This window comes from Variovorax sp. OV084, assembly GCF_900111625.1.
Lineage (GTDB): Bacteria > Pseudomonadota > Gammaproteobacteria > Burkholderiales > Burkholderiaceae_C > Variovorax.
On record NZ_FOII01000001.1, the window covers coordinates 625,873 to 647,700 of the forward strand.

Sequence of the window (21,828 nt, forward strand, 5' to 3'; positions counted from 1 at the left end):
CGCCGAACCCACCACAGAAGAAAGACCCCACCCATGGCCGACCTGATCCTTCACCACTACCTGACCTCCCCATTCTCGGAGAAGGTGCGCCTGATCCTCGGTGCCAAGAAGCTGCCGTGGAAGTCGGTCTTCATCCCGCCGATCATGCCCAAGCCCGACGTGGAGGTGCTCACCGGCGGCTACCGCAAGACGCCGTTCCTGCAGATCGGCGCCGACATGTATTGCGACAGCGCACTCATCGCCGACGTGCTCGAACACCTGCAGCCCGAACCCACGCTCTACCCCGAGCCTGAAAAGGGCATGTCGCGCATCCTCGCCCAGTGGGCCGACACCACGCTCTTCTGGGCTGCCATGGCCTGGAACCTGCAGCCCAGGGGCGCGGCCGAGGTGTTCGCCAAGGCCCCGCCAGAAGCCGCAAAAGCCTTCGGCGAAGACCGCGGCAAGATGAGCGCCGGCAACATGACCCGCCTGCGCCCCGCCGACGCCACCAGCGCCTACAAGTCGTACCTGCGCCGCCTGTCGGACATGCTCGACGAGAAACCCTTCCTGCTCGGCGAGGTGCCCAGCATTGCCGACTTCTCGGCCTACCACCCGCTCTGGTACACGCGGCGCATCGAGTCGGTTCGCACCATCCTCGACCTGACGCCCGCGGTGATCGACTGGCTCGACCGCATGGCCGCCATCGGCCACGGCGTTCCCGAGAAGTTCACGAGCGACGAGGCCATTGCAGTAGCCAAGGCCGCGACGCCGCACACGCTGCTGACCGACAGCACCTTCCAGGACGACCACGGCATTCCGCTGGGTAGCGCCGTCACCGTGCGCGCCGAGAGCTTCGGCCTCGAAGAGACGCCCGGCACGCTGGTCGCGGCTACGCGCACGCACTACACGCTGGAGCGCAGCAGCGAGCGGACTGGCACGGTGCATGTGCACTTTCCGCGGATCGGGTATGTGCTGAAGAAGGCTGAGGCCTGAAACCTGCCGAGACAAGCAGACGGGCACCTTCGTGACTGCGCCGGCGCGCTTTCCGTATTTCAATAGCGTCTCCACCCCAGAGACATTCAACAAAGCAGAAGGACACCGGCAAATGATTCAGGACTTCAAGGGCAAGACCGCCGTACTCACCGGCGCGGGCTCGGGCTTCGGCCTGGAGTGCGCGCGCATCGGCGCCGCCCGTGGCATGAACCTCGTGCTGGTCGACGTGCAGCAGGACGCGCTCGACAAGGCCCAGGCAGAAATGGAAGCAGCCGGTGCTCAGGTGCTGGCGCGCAAGGTCGACGTGTCGAACGCGGCGCAGATGGAAGCGCTGGCCGCTGCCGTGAAGGAACGCTTCGGCGCGCCGCACTTCGTGTTCAACAACGCGGGCGTGGGCGCTGGTGGCCTAGTGTGGGAGAACACCGTGGCTGACTGGGAGTGGGTGCTGGGCGTAGACCTGTGGGGCGTGATTCACGGCGTGCGCCTGTTCACGCCGATGATGCTCGAGGCCGCCGCGAAAGACCCGGGCTATCGCGGCCACATCACCAACACCGCCAGCATGGCGGGCCTGCTCACGCCGCCCAACATGGGCATCTACAACGCCGCGAAGGCAGCGGTCGTGAGCCTCACCGAGACGATGTACCAGGACCTGAACCTCGTCACCGACCAGATCGGTGCGAGCCTGCTGTGCCCGTACTTCGTGCCCACCGGCATCACCAGCAGCGAGCGCAACCGACCGAATGCGCCGAAGGAAACCGAGCTCACCAGGAGCCAGCTCATCGGCCAGGCCATGAGCAACAAGGCTGTGAGCAGCGGCAAGATCACGGCCGCAGAAGTCGCGGCCAAGGTGTTCGACGCCATCACCGCCAACCAGTTCTACGTGTTCAGCCACCCGAAGGCGCTGGGCAACGTGCGCAGCCGCATGGAGAACATCGCCTCCATCACCAACCCGGCCGACCCCTTCCTGGAGCGACCAGAGATCGGGCAGAAGCTGCGCGAGCAGCTGCGCTCGGCCTGAGCAGTTTTTTCCCAGTCATCAGGAGGCCTGCAGCTCGCCTACCAGCGCCTCGGCGCGGGCGAGCGCACTAGCGATGGAGCGGTCCAGCAGGTCCCCATGGTCTTCGGCGTGCTCGATGGCCACGCTGTGCACTTCGTTGAGACCGAGCAGGGCCAGCGGGCTCGTGATGCCGGGCGTGAGCAGGTCCAGATGCGCCTGGAACCCGCCCGGCCCGTAGCCGCTGCTGCCGCACGAGGTCAGCAGCACCGTGCGGCGGTTGCGCTCGGCCAGCAGCGGCACATACGGGTTCTCGCGGCTGCGGTCGAAGTCGAAGGTGGCTCCGACGCGCACGATGTTGTCGATCCATGACTTGAGCGGTGCCGGCATGCTGAAGTTGTACATCGGCACGCCGATCACCAGCACGTCGGCGCGGTGGATCTCGGCAATCAGCGCATCGCTTTCGGCCAGTACGGCGTGCATCCACGGTTCGCGTTCCGCGGCGGGCGTATAGCCCGACGCAATCCATTCGCCAGTGACGTTGCTCGGCGGCGCGGCGCCGATGTCGCGATAGATCACCTCGGTGCCCGGCTGCGTCGCGAGCCAGCTCGACACGAAGTGATGGCTCAGCCGGCGCGAATGCGAGCCGTGAACGTGGGTGCCGGAACGGCCGGGGCGGGCGCTGGCGTCGATGTGGAGCAGTGTGGTCATGGCGTGGTCCTCGTTGACGTGAAGGGTGGGATGAAGAGAATTCAGCTGTCTGCTTGACATGGTTCTCAATTTATCCAGGCATTCCCAGCGCGACAAACGACGATTTCTTTGCATTACTGAAAAATTAATTCATCCATGGCCAACCTTCGCCAACTCCCTCCGCTGGCGGCGCTGCGCGCCTTCGAAGCGGCCGCGCGGCACTGCAGCGCCAAGCTCGCGGCCAATGAGCTTTCGGTCACGCCTACCGCCATCAGCCATCAGGTGCGGCAGCTCGAAGACTCACTCGGCGTGCCGCTGTTCATCCGCCAGCCGCGGCAACTGGTGCTCACGCCGCAGGGCAGGGAACTGCAGGCGGTGCTGAGCGAATCGTTCAATGCCATGGCGAATGCGGTGGCGCGGCTGCGTGCACCGCCCGAGCGCAGCGCCATCACCTTGTCGGCCACGCCGGCCGTCGCGGCGCGCTGGCTGCTGCCGCGCGTGAGCACTTTGCGCGCGCTGCACCCGAGGCTCGACCTGCGCATTCATGCGTCGCACGAAGCGGTTGCGCTCGACGGTGTCACGGCTGACATCGCCATCCGCTACGGCAAGGGACAGTGGCCGGGCATGGTGGCCGAGAAGCTGTTCGACAACGTCTTCGCGCCGGCCTGCAGCCCCGCGCTCAAGCTGCGCCGGCGCAGTGACCTGACGCGGCACACGCTGCTGCACTTCGCGGTCCCCGGCAACAAGAGCCAGCCCGGCACCTGGGCCGAGTGGCAGCAGCAGGCGCAGGTGCCCGGCCTCGACGTATCGGCCGGGCCGGTGTTCTCGGACGAAACGCACACCGTGTCTGCCGCGCTGCAGGGGCAAGGCGTGGCGTTGATGGGCCTTGCGCTGATTGCCGACGAATTGCGCGCGGGCAATCTGGTGCAGCCCTTCGGTCCGGAGTTGCCTGGGCTGCCGTTCTATCTGGTGTGCCTCGAGTCGCGGCGTTCGGAGCCGGCCGTCGCTGCGGTGTTCGAGTGGGTGAGGGGGCTTCAGCCGCTGGGTGCCTGAGCGCGTGACTTTCGACACTGGTGGTCGCTCGTTCGCAGTCCTAGAGTCCGACCGTGAGTCGCTTGCGCGGCTCATCTCGGGTTGCAGGAGCGAGATGTCCTGCGTTCAGAAGTACCAATGGAGGGAAGAAATCATGAAACGTGCAACCGCAATCAAGGCTGGCGCCGTGGCCGCGATCTTGTCGTCGCTGGCTCTGGCTGCCCCGGCTGTCGCAGGGCCGTTCACCCAGTGCAGCGACCACTGGCTGTTCTGGAGTGGCTATCAGCTGATCATGGAAGCGATCTTCGACCTCTGCGGCTGAGAGGTGCCCGCGCTGCGCAATGTTTGACATTTGTCAAATATTGCGCAGGTTCACTGGCTTTCTGCACCGAACCTGCTCTCATGTGCGGTGCGCGCGAATTAATCCCTTAGCCCGATCGGCTGTTCTTCTTAACCTTCCTGTACTTTTTTGACGAAGGTCAGGAAAGGTTGCGCGCAGTCCATGCTGCCTCGCACCTGCCTGCACCGGCTACCGAATTACACGCGACATCTGCGAAGAGGGAGGCTATTCATGCGCACACCGTTCCAACCCGAAACCAGCCCGGACGAGCCTTTGGCGGCCGGGCGCGGGCCAGCGTACATGGCATGGTTGTCCGTGCTCCTGTGCATCGTGGCAGCCGTGGCCTTTGTGGTCGTGGCCATCCTTGTTCCGAACATCATTGCGGCATCGATGTTCACGACGGCAGCCATCATGTTCCTGGGTGCTGGCCTGATCCTCGGCTTGAGCATGTGGGTCTTTCCGGACCTTCCCCGCTAGATGGCTTCGCAGGAACCCATGGCGGGAAAATCCGCGGCATCCATCTTTCGCGTTCAGGGCTGGCGGGTGACCCTGGTCGCAGCCTTGATCGGCTTGCTGATCGTGCTGGCTGGGCTCATGAAGTGGATCGTCGAATTCCAGGTCGAGGCCGCGCGGGAGCGGCGCTTGAGCGAAGCCGTTGCGCGCGAGGCGGTAGCGCGTTGCCACGAGAAGGCACCGCTCCAGGCGGTCAACGCCTGTCTGGGCGAACTGGCTGCTGCCAGGGCTCTTCCATCCAATCGCTGACGATCAGTCAGTCGGCACTGCGCCATCGTCCGGACTCCGGGCACACGATGGCCCGTGCGCCGTTCAGCCAGACTTGCTCTTCATCCAGCTGCGGTGGGGTCGAAAGATCGATGTCGAAGGCGACTCCCAGTGCGTGCCCGACATGGACATCCTCGATGGGCAGTTCCCAGGTCAGGAACACTTGGCTGCAATCCCGCTCGGGCGCGAAGTCGGCCGCATCGAAGCCGCCGCTGCCGCGTTGAATGACGGCGTGAGGCTGGCCGGTATCGAAGATCACCACCGTGCCCCGGGTCAGCGGGATCCTGTGATCTGCAAAGGGAAAGTGCAGGTCCAGCCCCTTGTCCTCGCTCATGAAGAGATTGCAGAAGGCCGCGCCGCCGTACTGCGCACCGTCGTGGTGGTACTTCGCGCCGCGGCAGGCCATGAGGGCCACGTCGCTGGAGGCAAGCACATCGGACAGCCCAAGCGTGCGCATCCAGTCGGACACCGCCTGCACGCAGTGTTTGTAGTCAGGCCAGCGCGTACGCGCCCGGGCCAGGGGCAATGGTTCGACGTCTCCGGGTTCCAGGAACAGGCGCGAAGAAATCTCACTCTCCCAATCTGCAAGCAGGCGCGCAGGGGGCACAGGCACGTCGACCGTGGCAGACAACACGACATTGCTCACGCTTCGGCTGCGGATGACGTCGCCGCTCCAGAAGTAGGAAGTCAGGATGTCTCGCGCGCGTTGCGGTCGAGGAGGGTGGTTCATCGGAGGGCAGTGTAGTGAGCTTGGTAGCATCGCCGCGTTTAGCCGGGAGCCTCCAAGGACACCGTATGCACGTTGAACTTGTCTCTGAAGCCCAGCATGAGTCGCTGACAGACCTGCTGTGCGAGTTGCATGCCTTCTACAACGATGGCGCCACAGTCTCTCGGGAGGCCGTGAGAGAGCACCTCCTCGGCAACCTCCTGGCGGCTGGGTCGCCCCATCGTCTGGTCGTGGCTTCAGGCGATGACGGCGCGGTGGTTGGTCTGGCGGCCATCTCGCTGGTGTATTCGCTCGTCGAATTTGCTCCTGACAGGTGCAAGCACTGCCAGCTCAAGGAACTGTATGTGAAGGCTTCTGGCAGGAGCAATGGAGCCGGCAGGGCGCTCATGGCCTGGGTGGCTCGGTACGCTGTCGAGAACGGCTGCTGTCGCATCGACTGGCCCGTCAAGGCATCGAACGACAGGGGCATCTCGTTCTACGAAGGCCTTGGTGCCGGGAGGGTTCTCGACAGGCTCAGCTACCGGCTGTCCGAACCCCAGTTGAGTCAGCTCGCCCAAGGCCTTGGCGCATGACAGGGCCGCCCGAGTTCAGGAGCGAGGAAGCCAGGGCGCGGTACAAGACGCGGAAAAGCTTTACGAACCCCAGGCGATGCTGAAGCTGGCGCAGCGCCGGATGCCGGGCTTGGAGGCTGCGATCGTGCCGGGCGCAGACCACATCGCGGCCATGTCGCAGCCTGAGGATGTCAATGGCCAGATCATCCGATTCCTGCAAAAGGGAGGGGCGGACAAGAATGGCGACCGTTGACGCTCAGAAAATACCCTGAGGCATATTTGAGTACCAAAGAGTTAACATTTGGGCTGTCAGGCAGACAAGGAGGATCCCATGGAAACGTACCCAACCCTAAGACAGGCCACCGGCGTGGCCCGCACCCTCAGCAAGCACTCGTCGTGCACCATGGTGGTCTACCGCGTGACAGAGGAAAAATTCGTGGCTGCGCATGCCGCTGACCGCGTGCAGGGAAGCATCGAGGCCGTGTACCGCGACGGTTATGTCGTGCCGACTCTCCTGAGCAAGCGCGTCGAATGAAGAGAAAGTCCGGGCCCCGCCCGGAACCCGGTCGGCGCAGGCCTCCTTCGGGAGGCCTTTTCACGTTCACGACGAGCTGGGCACAGCCTGCATCAGCAGCGTCAGCGCCTTTCGCAGGCTCGTGGCCGAGGCGCGTTCTCCCTTGTCATAGCCAAGCCGCACCACCACCAGGTCGTGCGAAGGAACGATCAGCACCGTCTGCCCGCCCGCACCCAGCATGTAGTACGCCGTGGTCGGCACCGGCCAGGTGCTCGCACCGTTGATCGCGCCGTTGAGCCAGAAGAAGCCGCCGTAGATCGGGCGCTTGTCGGCCGCCCAGGCCGGCGCCAGGGTGCTCACGAACTTGACGAACCCTTCGGGCAGGATGCGCTCGCCGTTCCAGACGCCGTCCTGCAGATACAGGTTGGCCAGACGCGCCCAGTCGCGCCCCGACATGAAGTCGTAGCCCTGTGCCAGGAAGTTGCCGTACGGGTCGGTCTCCAGCGTCATCGTGCGGATACCGATCTTGTCGAACAGGTTTCTCTGCGGGAACGACAGGTACTCCTCACCGCGCTTTTCCACGGCAAGGCGGATCAGGTAGTTTGCGAGCACCGGGTCGGTGTTGCGATAGCGGCCGATGGTGTTGGGCGGCCATTGCTGCGGACGCGTGGCTGCGTAGTTGAACGAGTTTATGCGGCCGGTGTAGAGATAGATGTGGTCGGGGTAAGTGCCGTTGGGGTCGAAGTCCGGATCGTCCGGCGCCTTGATGCGCAGCCCGCTCGACATATGCAGGATGTCCTGGATCTTGATTTCCTTGCGCTTGTCGTCCGCTCCCTGCCATTCCGGAATGGGCGCCGGCTGGTCGAGCCGGTACTCGCCCTGTTTCATCAGCACGCCCAGCATCGTCGCGGTCACGCTCTTGCCCATCGACCACGATTCGAGCGGCGTGTTCGCCGTGATGCCGTTCATGTAGCGCTCGCCAACGATGCGCCCCTTGTGCGTGACGACGAAGGCGGCGGTGTAGGCCTCCGGCAACTCGAAGGCTGCATCGACTGCCTGGCTTACCTTTGCCGTATCGATGCCGGGCGCGGGGCCGGCGGGCATCACGTCGCCCATGGGCCATGCCTGCGTAGAGGGATCGGGGAGGGTGCTTGTCACGGCCACAGGCGTGAAGAACACATCGTCCCTGCCGGGTGGCAGCGTGATGCAGCCCTGCGAGCCGTAGTAGCGCGCCACCAGCGTCGGACCGTTCGGGATGGCGATGCGGACTTCCTTCTTGACGCGGTCGACCACCGGCTTGCCCACTTTCTTGCGCTGGTCGTAAGGGCCGGTGAAGTAGCCGACGCTCTCGGCGGCAACGTCGGGGTCAAGGCCGGTGATGAACGCGGCGGAGCACATCGTCTTGGCGTAGCCCGAGGTGTTGTGCTCCAGGGGATCGCCGGGCGGCGGGACGTAGGGCGTGTCGAGTTCGTAGCTTCTGGCGCGGGCGATGAGGGCTTCGCGTGCCGGCAGCTCGGGGGTGTTTGTGGTCGGCGTGGTTCCGCCCGCGCTGGGGAGTATGCCGATGCCCCCGCCTCCACCACCTCCACCTCCACCGCCGCCTCCACATGAAGTCAAAGCTACTACAAGAAGCGCGCCTGTTGCGATGGCAAGAGGGGCGCGGGCAAACCTCGTCATGAACTCTCCTCACTTTATTGTTGGTGCCGGAGTCTCCATGAGAAACGTAACGACCTGCAAGCCTGGCGTTCAGCTTTTTCTCAGCCTGTGGTGGCCTGCGACGCGATCCACTCCCACACGGCGCGGATGGCCGGCTCGTTCTCCCTCCCGTTCGCAGCCGCAAGAAAGTAGCTGCCGGTTTCGAGCGCGGGCCCGAAGGGCTGCACCAGCGCGCCGCTGCGAAGCTCTTCAGCCGACAGCGTGAGGCTCAGCAACGCCACGCCATGGCCGGCGAGGGCGGCCAGCATCGCGTGCGTCTCGTCGGAAAACGACAGGCCCGAGGCCTTCATCGCACGCCCCCTCGGCGGTGCGATGCCGGCTTCACGAAACCAGCGCGGCCACACGGCGGGTGCGAGCGCCTGTGGCTGCCAGTCGCAATGGATCAGCTGATGCTTCGGCAGGTCTGCCGCGCGCTTGAGACCCAGCATCGGGCTGCACAACGGCGCATAGCGCTCGGGCATCAGTTCGCGCGACACCAGCCCCGGCCAGTTGCCACGGCCTGAGCGCACAGCGATGTCGGCATCGCCGCGCGCCAGATCGACCACGGTATCGCTTGCATGCAGCCGCAGCTCCACCCCGGGGCTGGCCTTGCGGAACGCCTCCATGCGCGGCAGCACCCAGCGCGCGGCGAAGGCGGTGTTGGTGGTGAGGGTGACGGCCTGCGATGCGGCCGGCCGGCGCAGCTTGTCCACACCGGCTTCGAGCACGTCGAAGCCCATGCGCAGGTCGTCGAACAGTCGCTGGCCCGCAGGCGTCAACGCGAGCTGTCGCGTGAGCCTGCGGAACAGTGGCAGGCCGAGCGTGTCTTCGAGCGCACGCACCTGGTGGCTGATGGCCGAGGGCGTAACCGAGAGTTCGAGCGCCGCGCGCTGAAAGCTCAGGTGTGCGGCCGCTGCCTCGAAGGCACGCAGCGACAGCAGCGGAGGCAGCCGGCGGGGATATCTGATAGATGAGCCAATCTCGTTCATAGGCAGAGAAATCGTCGTTTGTGATGGCAGGCCTGCATCCATAGATTCAAGGCCTGCGCGCCATTCTGGCAGCGCGAAATGAAAGACATCAATTCATCCATAAAGGCCATGACCATGAACCTCCTTCACATCGACGCCAGCGCCCGTCCGGGCCGTTCCGACACCGATCTCCACGGCTCGCACACGCGCCGTCTCTCCGCGCGTTTTGTCGAGCGCTGGCGCAAGGCGCGGCCCGACGACCGCATCGACTACCTCGACGTGGGACAGCGGCCGCCCGCGCACGTCGACGGCCGCTGGATCCATGCGGCCTTCACACCGCCGGCCGCGCGCGAGCCGTGGATGGCCGACGTGCTTGCCGAGAGCGACCGGCTGGTCGATCAGCTCATTGCGGCCGACGTGGTCGTGATCGGCCTGCCGATGTACAACTTCAGCGTGCCCGCGCAGTTCAAGGCCTGGATCGACAACATCGTGCGCGTGGGCCGCACCTTCGGCTTCGACCGTTCGCGCGGCGCGGTGCCGTACTGGCCGCTGCTGGCGGAAGCGGGCAAGCGCGTGGTGCTGCTCGGCGCGCGCGGCGACCACGGCTACGACGCGGGCGGGCGCATCGCGCATCTCAACCACACCGAGGGCAGCGTACGTTCGGTGCTCGGCTACATCGGCATCACCGATGTGTTCGAGGCCGCAGTGGAGTCCGACGAGTTCGGCGGGGAGCAGCTCGCGCAGTCGATGCGGCGTGCGGAGCAGCGCGTGGACGAGCTCGTCGATGTGTTGACAGCTACTGACACTACGCTGTCAGTAGCTGCGGCATAGGATTTTTCGCTCCACTTCCTGAGCGAAAAAATGAAGCCCGACGTTTTGCTTGAGCGCTTTCCCCGCCCGCCCACCGCCGAGCTTTTCAATCAGCGCGTGCTCGATTTCGACAAGGCCAAAGGATCGATCCGCCTGAGCTTCGTGGCCACCGATGCGTTTCTCAACCCCGCGGGCGCGGTGCAGGGCGGCATCCTCGTCGCGATGCTCGACGACACGATGGGGCCGGCGTTGTGGGTCATGAATGGCGAAGAGACCTACTCCGTCACCATCGACCTCAGCGTGTCTTTTCTGGCGGCCGCGAAGCCCGGCCTGTTGTATGGCGAAGGCAGGGTCGTGCAGCGCGGCAAGACCATCGCTTTTCTCGAGGCGCAACTGAGCGATCCGGACGGCCGCGTCGTGGCGCGCTCCACGGCCAGCGCGCGGGTCGTGAAGGCCTGACGGCTCAATCCTTCTTCTGCATGGCAAGCAGGTAGCCCACGCGCAGCGAACGGTGGAGCCTGAAGTTGCGGGTGAGCAGGTTGTAGCCCAGGCCGCGCTGGTCCCGCAGCACGAGGCCGGCATTGGCGGCCGCGCTCTTGAGTTCGTCAGGGCGGATGAGCTTGCGGTAGTCGTGCGTGCCGCGCGGCAGGATGCGCAGCACCTGCTCCGCGCCGAAGATCGCGATCAGCCATGCCCACGGCGTGCGGTTGATGGTGGAGAAAAAGACCCAGCCTCCGGGCTTCGCCATGCGGGCGCAGGCGTCGATCACGGCTGCTGGCGACGGCACGTGCTCGAGCATCTCCATGCATGTGACGACATCGAACTTCGCCTCGTTGTCAGCGGCCAGGTCTTCGGCGGAAATGGCCTGGTAGGTCACGCTTGCCGCGCTGCTGCGTGCATGAAGCGTTGCGACCTTCAGCGGCTTGTCGGCGAGGTCGATGCCGAGCACGTCCGCGCCGCGGTGCGCCATCGACTCGGCCAGGATGCCGCCGCCGCAACCGACGTCGAGCACCTTGCGGCCGTTCAGCGCGGCGAGCTTGTCGATCCAGTCCAGCCGCAGCGGATTGATTTCGTGCAGGGGGCGGAATTCAGACTGCGGGTCCCACCAGCGGTCGGCCAGGGCCTGGAATCTGGCCAGTTCGGCGGGGTCGAAGTTGGATGCTGCGCTCATGGTTCTTCTCCTTGGTTTACCAATGACCCCGCGACCGGTTCCAGCGGTAGAGCTGATGCGCGAAGAGGTTGTAGAGCCAGGCGCCGAGCGTTCGCAGCCCGGGCCACTGAAGCGGCCTTGCCAGCCAGCGCCATCGCGGAGCAAGGGCCAGCACGCTGGCGATGGCGTCGGCGCCGATGTGCGTGGCGCCCGAGGTGTCGACGAGGTGCAGGCGTTCGCGCACGTCCTCCAGTTGCAGGCCCAGCGGTTCGAGCACTTCCGGGCGAGTGTGCACGTCGATCCACTCGACGCTTGCGTCCGGTGTTTTCTCGCGCATGGCGCAAACGCCGGCATCACAGACGGGACAGGCGCTGTTGTAGTAGACAACCGTGCGCGGGGAAGGGGCGGTGGGTGCTTGCATGTCATCGGCTCCTGTTCGGGCCATTGTGCCATTCATTTAGCTAAATGGCTAAATAACTAATTAGAGAATTGCCTACTCGCGAGCTAAACTGAACCGATGGAAAAAGTTTTCGAAGCGCTTGCCTCCACGCCGCGGCGCAAGATCCTGGCGTACCTGTCGGAGACCGAACTGTCGGCCGGCGACATCGCCTCGCGCTTCGACATGACCAAGCCTTCGCTCTCCAAGCACCTGAAGATCCTCGAAGGCGCGGGGCTGGTAAAGGCCGAGAAGCGCGGCCAGTTCGTGTTCTACAGCCTGCAGCGCGAGAGCCTGGCCAACACGCTGACCGGCTTCGTACAGGCGGTCTGCCCGGTGTCGAAGGCGCTGAAGAAAGAAAGCCGCGCCCTGGCCAGCAAGCGCTCGGCGGATTCCTCGGGCACCTGACGCAGCGCCCCGCGCTTTTTCCTTCCCGGAAGGCGAAAAGTACGGCAAAGGAATTCATTTTTCCGCCGTGCCACGCGGTTCACCGGAGCCTGTGTCCCTGAGTCTTTCTCCGCACGCGGAACGCACCGATACTCTGCCCGGAAACTCCCCGCCGGCAACGTACCGGCTCCGAACAAGTTCAATGACTCCAACAGGCTTCTCGAAAATCCGCTTCGGTTTGCACACGCGCCTGAGCCTCGGTGTGGCAGCAGTGGTTCTGCTGACCACTTTCGCAATCGCCACCTTCGCCCTGCATCTGGTCAAGAGCAACATGCGCGCCTCGATCGCGACCGAGGAGGTCGCCCGCGTGGGTGCCATCGCGGATGCGATCGACCAGAAATTCGGCAGCCGCCGGATCCTGCTGCAAACCTTTGGCGGCAGCGTGGAAGCGCAGGACCTCCAGGGCGCCGCGCTGCAGGCCTTTCTAGAGAAGCATGGCTCGCTGCGCAAGGCTTTCGACAACGTTGCGTTCGTCGACATGGACGGCAACCTGGTCGCCAACCTGAACGGCGTGCAGGCGATCGGCAAGGTGAACGTGAAGGATCGCCCCTACTTCCAGCAGACGGTCGCTTCCAAGGCCGGCCTCGTGTCCGAGCCTTACCGCAACCGCCTCAACGGACTGGCGCAGGTGGCCATCACCGAGCCGGTGCTCGACAACGCGGGGCAGGTGAGGTTCGTGATCTCCGGCGCCATCAACCTGAAGGACCGGAACATCCTGGGCACGCTCGGCGACGTCAGGTTCGGCAAGACCGGCTACCTGTTCGTGACGACCGTGGACGGCATCGTGGTCGACCATCCGCAGACTTCGCGCATCCTGAACCAGGTCCAGGCGGATGGCCGCGGCAATGCCGAAATCCTGCGCGCGATGGCCGGTTTCCAGGGCTCGAGCGAGGGCATCAACGATGCCGGCGTGCCTGCCCTCTATGCCTTCGACCGCACCGAGCAGACCAACTGGATCGTCGGCGCCATGTATCCGCGCAGCGAGGCCTTCGCGAGCATCGACGCCATCGAGCGCGGTGCATTGTTCGGGGCGATGGCGCTCGCGCTGTTCGCGGGCGCACTGGCCCTGGGCGTGGCGCGCCGGCAGCTGAAGCCGCTGTCGGAGCTGCATCGGCACATGCAGTCCACGAAGGAGGCACCCGCAGCCGCCGCCGAGCCGCGCAGCAGTTACGCCCCCGACGAGATCGGCGACCTTTCGCGCACCTTCGACGAGCTGATGGCGCAGCGGCGTGCCATCGAGCTCAGCCTCGCGCGCAGCGAGGCGCAGGTGCGCACCATTGCCGACAACATCCCGGCGATGGTTTCGCATGTAGACGCATCGCTGCGCTACACCTTCGTCAACGCGCACGTGCGGGCCCTGCACAACAACTCAGCGCTGGTGGGGCGCCTGATGCCCGAGGTGCGCGGCGCCGCAGACTTTGCGCTCGTGGAGCCGCACTTCATGCGCGCGCTGGCCGGCGAGACGGTGATCCTCGAGAAGTCGGGCGACCCGGCCCTGGGCATCGGCAACCGCACTTTCAAGGCCCACTACATTCCCGACGTCGATGCCGACGGCGTGGTGTGCGGCGTGTTCTCGATGACCTTCGACATCACCGAAGAAGTGAACATCCGCCGGGCCCTGACCGAGCAGGAAAAGCTGCTGCGCGACGTGACCGACAGCATTCCGGCGCTGGTCGGCTATTTCGACCGCGAGCAGAACTGCCTGTTCGCCAACATCCGGGCGCGGCAGATGGCGGGCCTGAGCGAAGGTGCACCGCTGCAGGGCACGACCATGCGCTCTGCCCTCGGCAGGGCGGTGTACGCGCAGCACAAGCCCTACCTTCCCGTGCTGTTCTCCGGCAAGAAAGTGCGCTTTCCGGTACGTGCACCCATCCACGGCAGGGAGGGGTACTTCCAGGTCAACCTGATACCGGACAAGAACCTGCGCGGCGAGGTCGTGGGCTTCTACCTGATGTCCTTCAACATCACGGCGCTGAAAGAGGCGGAGCTGCGCCAGGCCGAGAGCGAACTGCGCCTGCGCGCCATCACCGACAACATGCCGGCGCTGATCACCTACATCGACCGCGAGGAGAAGATCACCTTCGCCAACGCCACCAGCCGCGAGTGGCTCGGGCTCGATCCGGTCCAGGTGCTGGGGCGCCACGTGCAGGAGGTGTCGGGCCGCGATGTGTACCTGTCGCGCCAGCCGATGCTCGCCCGGGCGCTGTCCGGCGAGCGTGTGGAGTTCGAGACCAGCACGCAGCGCGCGGGGTTCGACCGCGTCACGCAGGTGATCTACGTGCCCGACGTGCGCGCCGACGGGGCGACGCACGGCATCTTCTCGCTGGCGCTCGACATCACGGCGCTGAAGGTGGTGGAGCACAAGCTCATCGAGCTGGCGCGGCTCGACACGCTCACCGGCCTGCCCAACCGGCTGGCTTTCAACGAGTACCTGCCCGAAGCCGTGTTGCGCGGGCGGCTCACCGGCCATGCAATGGCGCTGATGTTCCTGGACATCGACCACTTCAAGGCCATCAACGACACCATGGGCCACGCGGTGGGCGATGCGGTGCTGGCCGAATACGCGCGGCGGCTGCTGGGTTGCGTGCGCGGCACCGACATGGTGGCCCGGCTGGCCGGCGACGAGTTCGTGCTGGTGCTCGAAGGCCTGAACGCGCCGGGCACTGCGGCCACGGTAGCGGCCAAGGTTGTGGAAAGCATCCGCACGCCGCCCTTCGTGGTGGACGGCCAGCGCATCGAGGTGACGACCAGCATCGGCATCGCGTATCACCGCGCAGCCGATTCCTCCGTTACCGCCGAAGAACTGCTGGCGCGGGCCGACGTCGCGCTCTACAACGCCAAGGCGGCGGGGCGCAACCGGTTCGAGTTCTTCATGCCGATGGAAGAGGCGCGCAGCGATTCGCCTACGCGGCAGCACTGATCATTCCGGCGGCCGCTCATGGCCGGCCCAGCACGTGGTTCTCGTGGCGGCCTTCGCCCAGTGCGAACCAGGTCGTGCCTTTTCTGGCGAACCCGTGCTTCTCGTAGAAGCGGCACGCCCGCTGGTTCTGGACGTTGACCGTCAGCCACAGCGCATCGTTGCCTGTCCGGTCGCGGACCGTGGCGCGAGCCTTGTCGAGTAGCGCGGAGCCCACGCCCGATCGGGTGAACGGCTCCTGCACGTAGAGCGTGCAGAGCTCGGTGCTGGCTGAGGGAACGAGGGCCTGCCGCGCACCGAAGCGCAGGCGCGCGTAGCCGACGAGATGGGCATCGGCCTCGGCGACGATCAAGGCGGTGTCTGCGTCGTTCGTCCACGCGATGAACGCGGCCGGCGTGAACTGGTCGAGCACGTAGCGCGCGAGCAGGTCGTTCACGCCCGCGGTCGCGTAGGTGGCGAGCCAGACCTGGATCGACAACGCCGCCAGCGCAGGAGCGTCGGCGGCGTTGGCGGGGCGGGTGATGAGGGGAGCGTTGCGCATGCGGGATTCTGCAATCCCCAATCCCTTCACTCCCTGGAAGAGGATCAGACCCGCGCCGAAGCGCAATCCCCCAGCGCATTGCGCGGTTCGCGCCGGTCGAGCGAGCGGCTCCACAGCGCGATGGCCAGCCCCACCAGCGTGAGCAGCGCCGCCACCCAACCCAGTGCGCGCAGCCCCGGGCCATGGTCGATCACCACACCGCCAACCCAGGCGCCGAGCGCGTTGCCAAGGTTGAAGGCTGCGATGTTCAGGCTCGACGCGAGGTTCTGGCCCGCGCCCGAGGCCTTCTCCAGCACCCGCAACTGCATGGGCGCCACCGTGGCGAACGAGGCCACGCCGAGCAGGCCGACGAAGACCACCGCGGTGAACGGCGTGCCGATGGTGAACTGCATCGCGCCGAGCACCACCGCCAGAGCCACCAGCGTGCCGAGCACGGCTGCCATCGGCGCACGGTCGGCCAGCTTGCCGCCGAGGATGTTGCCGACCGCAAGGCCGCCGCCGAACACCAGCAGGATCGGCGACACAGCCGACTCCGAAAGACCGGTGACCTGCGTGAGCAGCGGCTGGATGTAGGTGAACACCACGAACACGCCGGCAAAGCCGAGCACCGTCATCGCCAGGCCGAGCAGCACCTGCGGGCGCGCCAGCACAGCCAGTTCTTCGCGCAGCGGCGCAGGTTTTGCCTCGCCCTTGACGCGCGGCACGAACACCGCGAGCACCGTGAAGGCCAGCACGCCGATCAGCGTTACGGCCCAGAAGGCCGAGCGCCAGCCGAACTGCAGGCCCAGCCACGCGCCGGCCGGCACGCCGAGCAGCGTTGCGGCGGTCAGGCCGGTGAACATGATCGCGATGGCCGAGGCGCGGCGTTCGGGCGCCACCAGGCCGGTGGCCACCACCGAGCCGACGCCGAAGAAAGTGCCGTGCGCCAGCGAGGTGATGACGCGCGCGGCCATCAGCATTTCGTAGTTGGGCGCCACGGCACAGGCGAGGTTGCCGAGCGTGAAGATCGCCATGAGCGCCAGCAGCACGGTCTTGCGCGGCAGCTTGCGGGTGGCGATGGTGAGCACCGGCGCGCCGACCGCGACCCCGAGCGCATAGCCCGAGATCAGCAGGCCGGCGGCCGTGATGGAGACATGAAGATCCGTCGATACCTGCAGCAGCAGGCCCATGATGACGAACTCGGTGGTGCCTATACCGAAGGCACCGGCGGTGAGGGCGAGTAGAGCGATTGGCATGATGCCCTGTACTGTGCGGACGAAAGCCTTCGATGACTAGAATGCCGCCGGTACACATACTTGTGAGTTGAACTCACAGATTGGAAGAAGAGCCATGCCGCGCATCGACGTCAACCGCTCCGGCGAAATGGAGGCCTTCGTGCAGGTGGTCGAGTCAGGCGGCTTCTCGGCGGCCGCGCGTCTGCTGGGCATGACGCCCTCGGCTGTGAGCAAGCTGGTGGCGCGGCTCGAATTGCGCCTGGGCATCCAGCTGGTGCACCGCTCCACGCGCAAGCTGCAGCTCACGCCCGAAGGCACGGAGTTCTACGAACGCAGCCTGCGCGTGCTGGCCGACATGGACGAGGCCGAGCGTTGCGCCGCAGCCGGCGCGGCGCCACGTGGGCGGGTGAGCATCAACGCCAGCGTCTCGTTCGGCCACCACAAGCTGGTGCCTCTGGTGCCGCGCCTGCTCGAACTGCATCCGCAGATCACGCTCGACATTGCACTGACCGACCGGATCGTCGACCTGATGGACGAACGCGCCGACATCGCGATCCGCTGGGGCCAGCTGCCATCGTCCGACCTCGTGGCGCGGCGGCTGGGCGAAACCAGCCAGGCCATCGTCGCCGCGCCGGACTACCTTGCGAAGTACGGTACGCCGCGCACGCCGCAGGAACTGGAGGCGCACAACCGCCTTGGCTGGAGTTACCGGCGCAATTCGCCCGACTGGCCGCTGCGTGTGGACGGCCGCATGGTGTGGCTGCCCGTGGCCGGCCCGGTGCGCGCGGGCGATGGCGAAACGCTGCGGCAGTTGGCCATCGCGGGGGCGGGGGTGGCGCGGCTGTCGCTGTATCACATACAGCATGACATCGACGCTGGCCGGCTGGTGCCGCTGCTCGATGAATTCAACGCCGGTGAGATCGAGCCGATTCACGCGGTGTACATCGGCAAGGCCGGCACGCTGCCCGCGCGGGTGCGGGCGGTGCTCGACTTTCTGGTGGCTTGCTCGGGCGTGGGCGGCGGGCGCTACACGCTCAAGCGGACAGCGCCGATGCCGGGGAATTCCGCCGTCACCTGATCTCCGCGCCGGCAGGGCAGGATGCCGACCCACGAACCGGTGGTGACCACCGTGCCGGCGGGCACGGTCTGCCCGTGGCGCGTGAGGTGGCGCAGCCAGATCGGCAGCAGCCAGGTGGGGTCGGCCAGCGGATGCGTGCCTTCGCGCACCACCGTCTCAGCGTCGCCGATCTTCGCTTCGCAGTGCTGCGAGGCCCAGTCGATGGCGGCGTAGGGCTTCCACTCGCCGAGCACCAGCGCGCCGTGCACTTGCGAATCGGCCAGGCGGAGCAGGGCAGGTGTCAAGGCGAGGTCTTGCCAGCGCGTGTCGACTACCTCGACGGAGACGGTCATGGCATCGACGAGTGAGACGGCGCTTGCGTGATCGAGCTTCGCTGCCTGCGCGGGCGTGACGTCCTGGCCGAGACGCAAGGCGATTTCGGCCTCGATGCCGGGCGTGTTGAACACGAGGTCGCTGAAGTTCGCGGGGCTCTGGCGCACGCCGGAAGGCGGCAGCGGCGCATGCGTGAGCGTCGCGCTGCGGGAGCCGCCACCGGACTTCCACGCGCCCGGTACTGGGCGACCGTCGAACCAGCCGAGTGCAGCCGCGACGGCGTCTTGCACCTCATAGGCTTGCGTGTCGGTTTCGAGCGTGCCGAGCCAGGGCGTGGCGTCGAGGGTGCGATTGCCGCGGCGTGCGGCTACGAGTGCATCGGTGAGGGCGGTTTGGGATGGGGTCATTTTTCGGATCTTCTCAGCAAAACCTGGCTGGTGTCGGCGTCCTTTCGTGGAACACCGAGGAACCGGCTTTGCCGGGCCTCCGGTGTTGCCCCCGGAAGGGGGTTGGCGCAGCGACACGAAGTGCGCGAAGCCTGGGGGTGAGACTGGTTCTTCAGCTTTCGACGTGAACGTTGCCGTCCTTCACCACCTTCGCCCACTTCGCAATCTCGGTGCTGATGAACTGCCTGAACTTGTCCTGCGAACCACCGCCGTCTTCCGCGCCATAGGTGTCCATCCGCTCCTGCACATCAGGCATTGCCAGCACCGTATTCACGTCGCGATTCACCTTCTGCGCAATCGACGCCGGCAGCTTGCCCGGCCCGGCGAGCCCGTACCACGTGGTTGCCTCGAAGCCGGCAAAGCCTTGCTCCTGCATCGTTGGCACGCTGGGATGGCCCTTGGCGCGCTTGGTGCGCGTCTGCGCCACGGCGATGACGCGGCCGTTCTTCACGTGCGGCGTGGCGGCCGTCATGGTCTCGAAGCTGTACTGGATCTGCCCGCCCATGAGGTCGGCCAGCAGCGGGCCGCTGCCCTTGTAGGGCACGTGCAGCGCATCGACGCCGCCCTGCAACTTGAACATCTCCAGCGCCAGGTGCTGCGCCGAGCCCGCGCCGGCCGAGCCGAAGCTGATGGTGCCGGGAGCGGCCTTGCAGGCGGACACGATGTCTTTCACCGTGAGCGCCTTCTGGCCCGGGTTGGCGATCAGCAGGTTGGGCGTGACGCCCACCAGCACGATCGGCACGAAGTCGCGCTCCACGTTGTAGCGCAGCTTGGGCTGCAGGCTGGGCGCGAGCGCATGGCTGTTGATGTGGGCCATCAGCAGCGTGCTGCCGTCGCTCGGCTGCTGCGCCACGTAGTCGGCCGCGAGCACGCCGGCCACGCCGCCCTTGTTCTCGACGATGACCTGCTGGCCCCACATGATGGTGAGCTTCTGCGCGACCACGCGGGCCAGCGCATCGGTGCCGCCGCCCGGCGGAAAGCCGACCACGATGCGCACCGGCCCCGATGGCCATTCCTGCGCGAAGAGCCGGGGCACGCCCAGTGTGGCGGCCGCGGCGCCCGCGGCCTGGATCAACGAACGTCTCTGCATCTTCTTGGTCTCCGTCGTGGGTGGGAATGGTCCGATGCGCGCCGGGGCGGCCCCGCGTGCCTATGAGGCTTTTTGCAGCGCGGCCGGTGCCGTGTGGTTCGCGAAATGGTCCATCGCCGCATGCACGCCGCTGCCGGCCAGCTTGATGCCCGAGAGCTTCATGCCCATCTCGACGCCCGCGACCATCGCTACCAGCGTCAGGTCATTGCTGTCGCCCAGATGGCCCATGCGGAACATGCGGCCCTTGAGCTTGCCCAGGCCGGTGCCCAGCGAAAGATCGAAGCGCTGGTGGATCAGGCGGCGCAGCGCGTCGGCATCGATGCCCTCGGGCGTGATCACGCCGGTGAGCACGGGCGAATACACGGCCGGGTCTGCGCACTGGATCGGCAGGCCCCACGCATTGACCGCTGCACGCACGCCGGCGGCCCAGCGCTGGTGGCGCGCGAACACGTTGTCGAGCCCTTCGCCGAGCAGCATGTCCAGCGATTCCGAGAGGCCATAAAGCAGGTTGGTGTTGGGCGTATAGGGCCAATAGCCGTCCCTGTTCATCTCGACGATCTCGTCCCAGGCCCAGAAGGCGCGCGGCAGCTTCGCGCTCTTCGCGGCTTCGAGAGCACGCGGCGAGAGCGCGTTGAAGCTGATGCCCGGCGGCAGCATCAGGCCCTTCTGCGAGCCGCTGATGGTCACGTCCACGCCCCATTCGTCATGACGGAAATCGGCGCTGGCCAGGCCCGAGATGCTGTCGACCATCAGCAGGGCGGGGTGGCCCGCAGCGTCGATGGCCTTGCGCACCGAGGCGATGTCGGAGGTGACGCCGGTGGAAGTCTCGTTGTGCACCACGCACACGGCCTTGATCTTCTTTTCGGTGTCCTTGCGCAGGCGGGCTTCGATGGGTTCGGCCTGCACGCCGCGGCGCCAGCTGGGGGCGTTGGGCAATTGCGCATCGGTGCCCGACCACGAGAGGAACTCGGTCGAGAGGCCGAGGCGCGTGGCCATCTTCTGCCACAGCGAGGCGAAATGGCCGGTCTCGTACATGAGCACGTGGTCGCCGGGGCTGAGCGTGTTGGCGAGCGCGGCCTCCCAGGCGCCAGTGCCCGAGGCGGGGTAGATAGCGACCGGGTGCTTCGTCTTGAAGATCTGCTTGATGCCGCCGAGCACCTTCAGGCCCAGCGTGCCGAATTCGGGCCCGCGGTGGTCGATGGTGGGCAGGCTCATGGCCCGCAGGATGCGGTCGGGCACCGGGCTGGGGCCGGGAATCTGGAGGAAGTGGCGGCCGGTGGGATGGATGTCGAGTTGCAGCATGGACTGTCCTTTCGCATTCAGTTTTGCATTCAAAATGCTTTTTTGTTTGATGGTTTACCCTTATTCACTTGGGTTGTGAGCCTTCTTTTTTGCATTCAAAATGCAATCAAGAGGCAAAGCCATGACAGCCGACATCATCGAAATCTCCAGACTCTCCCTGCACGACCAGGTGGCCGCGCGCCTGCGCACCATGCTGGTCGAAGGGCTCATCGCACCTGGCGCCAAGCTCAACGAGCGCGAGCTGTGCCTGCAATTGCGCGTGTCGCGCACGCCGCTGCGCGAGGCCATCAAGCTGCTCGCGGCCGAAGGGCTGGTCGACCTGTTGCCCAACCGAGGCGCGGTGGCGGTGAAGCTCACCGAGGCCGACGTGCTCGACACCTTCGAGGTGCTGGCGATGCTCGAAGGCATGTCGGGCGAACTGGCCGCCAAGCGCATCACTGACGAAGAGCTGGCCGAAGTGCGCGCGCTGCACTACGAAATGCTGGCCTGCTTCTCGCGGCGCGATCTCTCGGGCTACTACCGCCTGAATGCACGCATCCACACCGCCATCAACGAGGCGGCCGCGAACCCGGTGCTGTCGAACACCTACCGCTCCATCAACGCCCGCGTGCAGTCGCTGCGCTTTCGCACCAACCAGAACGAGACGAAGTGGAAGCACGCCGTCGAAGAGCACGAACAGATGATCGATGCGCTGGCCAAACGCGACTCAGCGGCCATGCGCAAGGTGCTCGTGGCGCACGTGCTGCGCAAGCGCGACACCGTGCTGGAGCTGCTGCGCGCCGGCGAAATCTATCCCTCGGCCAAGTCGAGCTGAGCTTCTGA

26 protein-coding genes are annotated in these 21,828 nt (G+C 66.0%); 15 read left to right on the forward strand and 11 right to left on the reverse strand.

What is annotated here, in order from left to right:
• The first annotated feature begins 33 nt into the window (after window positions 1-33).
• Window positions 34-972 carry a glutathione S-transferase family protein gene (locus BMW87_RS03085; RefSeq protein WP_093074041.1) on the forward strand — a complete coding sequence of 313 codons (939 nt, stop codon included), beginning with the start codon at window positions 34-36 and terminating at the stop codon, window positions 970-972.
• Window positions 973-1,084: 112 nt separating this feature from the next.
• Window positions 1,085-1,990: an SDR family oxidoreductase gene (locus tag BMW87_RS03090; protein WP_093074043.1), complete on the forward strand. Its 906-nt coding sequence runs from the start codon at window positions 1,085-1,087 to the stop codon at window positions 1,988-1,990.
• An 18-nt stretch (window positions 1,991-2,008) separates the two neighbouring features.
• On the opposite strand, the gene BMW87_RS03095 is transcribed toward BMW87_RS03090, so the two are convergent.
• Window positions 2,009-2,677 carry an FMN-dependent NADH-azoreductase gene (locus tag BMW87_RS03095; protein ID WP_093074045.1) on the reverse strand — a complete coding sequence of 223 codons (669 nt, stop codon included), beginning with the start codon at window positions 2,675-2,677 and terminating at the stop codon, window positions 2,009-2,011.
• 135 nt (window positions 2,678-2,812) lie between these two features.
• Between BMW87_RS03095 and BMW87_RS03100 the strand changes: the two genes are divergently transcribed.
• The 4 genes from BMW87_RS03100 to BMW87_RS03115 all read left to right on the forward strand — a co-directional run bounded on the left by BMW87_RS03100 (window position 2,813) and on the right by BMW87_RS03115 (window position 4,790).
• The gene (locus tag BMW87_RS03100) at window positions 2,813-3,709 is read left to right on the forward strand and encodes a LysR substrate-binding domain-containing protein (RefSeq protein WP_093074047.1); all 897 of its coding nucleotides are present in this window, start codon (window positions 2,813-2,815) and stop codon (window positions 3,707-3,709) included.
• Between the two features lie 133 nt (window positions 3,710-3,842).
• Window positions 3,843-4,010, forward strand: coding sequence for a hypothetical protein (locus BMW87_RS35010; RefSeq protein ID WP_176928836.1), 168 nt, complete (start codon window positions 3,843-3,845; stop codon window positions 4,008-4,010).
• Window positions 4,011-4,259: 249 nt separating this feature from the next.
• The gene (locus tag BMW87_RS03110) at window positions 4,260-4,505 is read left to right on the forward strand and encodes a hypothetical protein (protein ID WP_093056874.1); all 246 of its coding nucleotides are present in this window, start codon (window positions 4,260-4,262) and stop codon (window positions 4,503-4,505) included.
• On the forward strand, window positions 4,506-4,790 hold the full coding sequence (locus BMW87_RS03115) for a general secretion pathway protein GspL (protein ID WP_256216631.1): 285 nt from the start codon (window positions 4,506-4,508) through the stop codon (window positions 4,788-4,790).
• A gap of 7 nt (window positions 4,791-4,797) precedes the next feature.
• On the opposite strand, the gene BMW87_RS03120 is transcribed toward BMW87_RS03115, so the two are convergent.
• Window positions 4,798-5,538 carry a hypothetical protein gene (locus BMW87_RS03120; protein WP_093074051.1) on the reverse strand — a complete coding sequence of 247 codons (741 nt, stop codon included), beginning with the start codon at window positions 5,536-5,538 and terminating at the stop codon, window positions 4,798-4,800.
• A gap of 65 nt (window positions 5,539-5,603) precedes the next feature.
• Here BMW87_RS03120 and BMW87_RS03125 point away from each other — a divergent pair, with 65 nt between their 5' ends.
• The 3 genes from BMW87_RS03125 (at window position 5,604) to BMW87_RS34660 (ending at window position 6,621) form a co-directional block, all read left to right on the forward strand.
• Window positions 5,604-6,107, forward strand: a complete 504-nt coding sequence (locus BMW87_RS03125; protein ID WP_093074053.1) for a GNAT family N-acetyltransferase — start codon at window positions 5,604-5,606, stop codon at window positions 6,105-6,107.
• A 76-nt stretch (window positions 6,108-6,183) separates the two neighbouring features.
• Complete coding sequence (locus BMW87_RS35015; RefSeq protein ID WP_177192710.1) at window positions 6,184-6,339, forward strand: alpha/beta fold hydrolase; 156 nt, start codon at window positions 6,184-6,186, stop codon at window positions 6,337-6,339.
• A gap of 78 nt (window positions 6,340-6,417) precedes the next feature.
• Window positions 6,418-6,621: a hypothetical protein gene (locus tag BMW87_RS34660; RefSeq protein WP_143062553.1), complete on the forward strand. Its 204-nt coding sequence runs from the start codon at window positions 6,418-6,420 to the stop codon at window positions 6,619-6,621.
• Between the two features lie 66 nt (window positions 6,622-6,687).
• Here the strand turns inward: BMW87_RS34660 and BMW87_RS03135 are convergent, their stop codons facing one another.
• Both BMW87_RS03135 and BMW87_RS03140 read right to left on the reverse strand, forming a co-directional pair.
• The gene (locus BMW87_RS03135) at window positions 6,688-8,277 is read right to left on the reverse strand and encodes a serine hydrolase domain-containing protein (protein WP_093074057.1); all 1,590 of its coding nucleotides are present in this window, start codon (window positions 8,275-8,277) and stop codon (window positions 6,688-6,690) included.
• Window positions 8,278-8,357: 80 nt separating this feature from the next.
• Window positions 8,358-9,284, reverse strand: coding sequence for a LysR substrate-binding domain-containing protein (locus tag BMW87_RS03140; protein ID WP_093074059.1), 927 nt, complete (start codon window positions 9,282-9,284; stop codon window positions 8,358-8,360).
• A gap of 108 nt (window positions 9,285-9,392) precedes the next feature.
• Here BMW87_RS03140 and BMW87_RS03145 point away from each other — a divergent pair, with 108 nt between their 5' ends.
• Window positions 9,393-10,094 carry an FMN-dependent NADH-azoreductase gene (locus tag BMW87_RS03145; protein ID WP_093074061.1) on the forward strand — a complete coding sequence of 234 codons (702 nt, stop codon included), beginning with the start codon at window positions 9,393-9,395 and terminating at the stop codon, window positions 10,092-10,094.
• Window positions 10,095-10,124: 30 nt separating this feature from the next.
• A complete protein-coding gene (locus tag BMW87_RS03150) occupies window positions 10,125-10,532 on the forward strand; it encodes a PaaI family thioesterase (protein WP_093074063.1) in 408 nt (135 codons plus the stop codon).
• Between the two features lie 4 nt (window positions 10,533-10,536).
• Here the strand turns inward: BMW87_RS03150 and ubiG are convergent, their stop codons facing one another.
• Together ubiG and BMW87_RS03160 are read right to left on the reverse strand one after the other, a co-directional pair.
• Window positions 10,537-11,244: a bifunctional 2-polyprenyl-6-hydroxyphenol methylase/3-demethylubiquinol 3-O-methyltransferase UbiG gene (gene ubiG, locus BMW87_RS03155; RefSeq protein ID WP_093074065.1), complete on the reverse strand. Its 708-nt coding sequence runs from the start codon at window positions 11,242-11,244 to the stop codon at window positions 10,537-10,539.
• A 16-nt stretch (window positions 11,245-11,260) separates the two neighbouring features.
• Window positions 11,261-11,644, reverse strand: a complete 384-nt coding sequence (locus BMW87_RS03160; protein ID WP_177192711.1) for a thiol-disulfide oxidoreductase DCC family protein — start codon at window positions 11,642-11,644, stop codon at window positions 11,261-11,263.
• 96 nt (window positions 11,645-11,740) lie between these two features.
• Between BMW87_RS03160 and BMW87_RS03165 the strand changes: the two genes are divergently transcribed.
• Window positions 11,741-12,067, forward strand: a complete 327-nt coding sequence (locus tag BMW87_RS03165) for a metalloregulator ArsR/SmtB family transcription factor (RefSeq protein ID WP_093056865.1) — start codon at window positions 11,741-11,743, stop codon at window positions 12,065-12,067.
• 181 nt (window positions 12,068-12,248) lie between these two features.
• Window positions 12,249-15,026: a sensor domain-containing diguanylate cyclase gene (locus BMW87_RS03170; protein ID WP_093056864.1), complete on the forward strand. Its 2,778-nt coding sequence runs from the start codon at window positions 12,249-12,251 to the stop codon at window positions 15,024-15,026.
• A 16-nt stretch (window positions 15,027-15,042) separates the two neighbouring features.
• Here BMW87_RS03170 and BMW87_RS03175 read toward each other — a convergent pair whose 3' ends face one another.
• On the reverse strand, window positions 15,043-15,564 hold the full coding sequence (locus BMW87_RS03175; RefSeq protein ID WP_256216632.1) for a GNAT family N-acetyltransferase: 522 nt from the start codon (window positions 15,562-15,564) through the stop codon (window positions 15,043-15,045).
• 44 nt (window positions 15,565-15,608) lie between these two features.
• On the reverse strand, window positions 15,609-16,799 hold the full coding sequence (locus BMW87_RS03180) for an MFS transporter (RefSeq protein WP_093056863.1): 1,191 nt from the start codon (window positions 16,797-16,799) through the stop codon (window positions 15,609-15,611).
• A 94-nt stretch (window positions 16,800-16,893) separates the two neighbouring features.
• On the opposite strand from BMW87_RS03180, the gene BMW87_RS03185 reads away from it, so the two are divergent.
• A complete protein-coding gene (locus tag BMW87_RS03185; RefSeq protein WP_093056862.1) occupies window positions 16,894-17,856 on the forward strand; it encodes a LysR family transcriptional regulator in 963 nt (320 codons plus the stop codon).
• On the opposite strand, the gene BMW87_RS03190 is transcribed toward BMW87_RS03185, so the two are convergent.
• The 3 genes from BMW87_RS03190 to BMW87_RS03200 form a co-directional block, all read right to left on the reverse strand.
• The gene (locus BMW87_RS03190; RefSeq protein WP_093074069.1) at window positions 17,805-18,575 is read right to left on the reverse strand and encodes a fumarylacetoacetate hydrolase family protein; all 771 of its coding nucleotides are present in this window, start codon (window positions 18,573-18,575) and stop codon (window positions 17,805-17,807) included. The genes BMW87_RS03185 and BMW87_RS03190 overlap by 52 nt on opposite strands.
• Before the next feature lie 151 nt (window positions 18,576-18,726).
• Complete coding sequence (locus BMW87_RS03195; protein WP_093074071.1) at window positions 18,727-19,704, reverse strand: Bug family tripartite tricarboxylate transporter substrate binding protein; 978 nt, start codon at window positions 19,702-19,704, stop codon at window positions 18,727-18,729.
• A 60-nt stretch (window positions 19,705-19,764) separates the two neighbouring features.
• A complete protein-coding gene (locus BMW87_RS03200) occupies window positions 19,765-21,006 on the reverse strand; it encodes a pyridoxal-phosphate-dependent aminotransferase family protein (RefSeq protein WP_093074073.1) in 1,242 nt (413 codons plus the stop codon).
• Between the two features lie 121 nt (window positions 21,007-21,127).
• Here BMW87_RS03200 and BMW87_RS03205 point away from each other — a divergent pair, with 121 nt between their 5' ends.
• Entirely contained in the window at window positions 21,128-21,820 is a 693-nt protein-coding gene (locus tag BMW87_RS03205) for a GntR family transcriptional regulator (RefSeq protein ID WP_093056858.1), read from the forward strand.
• Window positions 21,821-21,828: the final 8 nt, after the last annotated feature.

What these genes read in the sequence shown, in the direction of transcription:
- BMW87_RS03115 (WP_256216631.1), top strand. Translation starts at nt 4,506, where the DNA reads ATGGCTTCGCAGGAACCCATGGCGGGAAAATCCGCGGCATCCATCTTT.
- BMW87_RS03145 (WP_093074061.1), top strand. Translation starts at nt 9,393, where the DNA reads ATGACCATGAACCTCCTTCACATCGACGCCAGCGCCCGTCCGGGCCGT.
- BMW87_RS03185 (WP_093056862.1), top strand. Translation starts at nt 16,894, where the DNA reads ATGCCGCGCATCGACGTCAACCGCTCCGGCGAAATGGAGGCCTTCGTG.
- BMW87_RS03125 (WP_093074053.1), top strand. Translation starts at nt 5,604, where the DNA reads ATGCACGTTGAACTTGTCTCTGAAGCCCAGCATGAGTCGCTGACAGAC.
- BMW87_RS03175 (WP_256216632.1), bottom strand. Translation starts at nt 15,564, where the DNA reads ATGCGCAACGCTCCCCTCATCACCCGCCCCGCCAACGCCGCCGACGCT.
- BMW87_RS03150 (WP_093074063.1), top strand. Translation starts at nt 10,125, where the DNA reads ATGAAGCCCGACGTTTTGCTTGAGCGCTTTCCCCGCCCGCCCACCGCC.
- BMW87_RS03110 (WP_093056874.1), top strand. Translation starts at nt 4,260, where the DNA reads ATGCGCACACCGTTCCAACCCGAAACCAGCCCGGACGAGCCTTTGGCG.
- BMW87_RS03160 (WP_177192711.1), bottom strand. Translation starts at nt 11,644, where the DNA reads ATGCAAGCACCCACCGCCCCTTCCCCGCGCACGGTTGTCTACTACAAC.
- BMW87_RS03180 (WP_093056863.1), bottom strand. Translation starts at nt 16,799, where the DNA reads ATGCCAATCGCTCTACTCGCCCTCACCGCCGGTGCCTTCGGTATAGGC.
- BMW87_RS35015 (WP_177192710.1), top strand. Translation starts at nt 6,184, where the DNA reads ATGCTGAAGCTGGCGCAGCGCCGGATGCCGGGCTTGGAGGCTGCGATC.
- BMW87_RS34660 (WP_143062553.1), top strand. Translation starts at nt 6,418, where the DNA reads ATGGAAACGTACCCAACCCTAAGACAGGCCACCGGCGTGGCCCGCACC.
- BMW87_RS03090 (WP_093074043.1), top strand. Translation starts at nt 1,085, where the DNA reads ATGATTCAGGACTTCAAGGGCAAGACCGCCGTACTCACCGGCGCGGGC.
- BMW87_RS03195 (WP_093074071.1), bottom strand. Translation starts at nt 19,704, where the DNA reads ATGCAGAGACGTTCGTTGATCCAGGCCGCGGGCGCCGCGGCCGCCACA.
- BMW87_RS03170 (WP_093056864.1), top strand. Translation starts at nt 12,249, where the DNA reads ATGACTCCAACAGGCTTCTCGAAAATCCGCTTCGGTTTGCACACGCGC.
- BMW87_RS03140 (WP_093074059.1), bottom strand. Translation starts at nt 9,284, where the DNA reads ATGAACGAGATTGGCTCATCTATCAGATATCCCCGCCGGCTGCCTCCG.
- BMW87_RS03085 (WP_093074041.1), top strand. Translation starts at nt 34, where the DNA reads ATGGCCGACCTGATCCTTCACCACTACCTGACCTCCCCATTCTCGGAG.
- BMW87_RS03205 (WP_093056858.1), top strand. Translation starts at nt 21,128, where the DNA reads ATGACAGCCGACATCATCGAAATCTCCAGACTCTCCCTGCACGACCAG.
- BMW87_RS03120 (WP_093074051.1), bottom strand. Translation starts at nt 5,538, where the DNA reads ATGAACCACCCTCCTCGACCGCAACGCGCGCGAGACATCCTGACTTCC.
- BMW87_RS03100 (WP_093074047.1), top strand. Translation starts at nt 2,813, where the DNA reads ATGGCCAACCTTCGCCAACTCCCTCCGCTGGCGGCGCTGCGCGCCTTC.
- BMW87_RS03200 (WP_093074073.1), bottom strand. Translation starts at nt 21,006, where the DNA reads ATGCTGCAACTCGACATCCATCCCACCGGCCGCCACTTCCTCCAGATT.
- BMW87_RS03165 (WP_093056865.1), top strand. Translation starts at nt 11,741, where the DNA reads ATGGAAAAAGTTTTCGAAGCGCTTGCCTCCACGCCGCGGCGCAAGATC.
- BMW87_RS35010 (WP_176928836.1), top strand. Translation starts at nt 3,843, where the DNA reads ATGAAACGTGCAACCGCAATCAAGGCTGGCGCCGTGGCCGCGATCTTG.
- BMW87_RS03190 (WP_093074069.1), bottom strand. Translation starts at nt 18,575, where the DNA reads ATGACCCCATCCCAAACCGCCCTCACCGATGCACTCGTAGCCGCACGC.
- ubiG (WP_093074065.1), bottom strand. Translation starts at nt 11,244, where the DNA reads ATGAGCGCAGCATCCAACTTCGACCCCGCCGAACTGGCCAGATTCCAG.
- BMW87_RS03095 (WP_093074045.1), bottom strand. Translation starts at nt 2,677, where the DNA reads ATGACCACACTGCTCCACATCGACGCCAGCGCCCGCCCCGGCCGTTCC.
- BMW87_RS03135 (WP_093074057.1), bottom strand. Translation starts at nt 8,277, where the DNA reads ATGACGAGGTTTGCCCGCGCCCCTCTTGCCATCGCAACAGGCGCGCTT.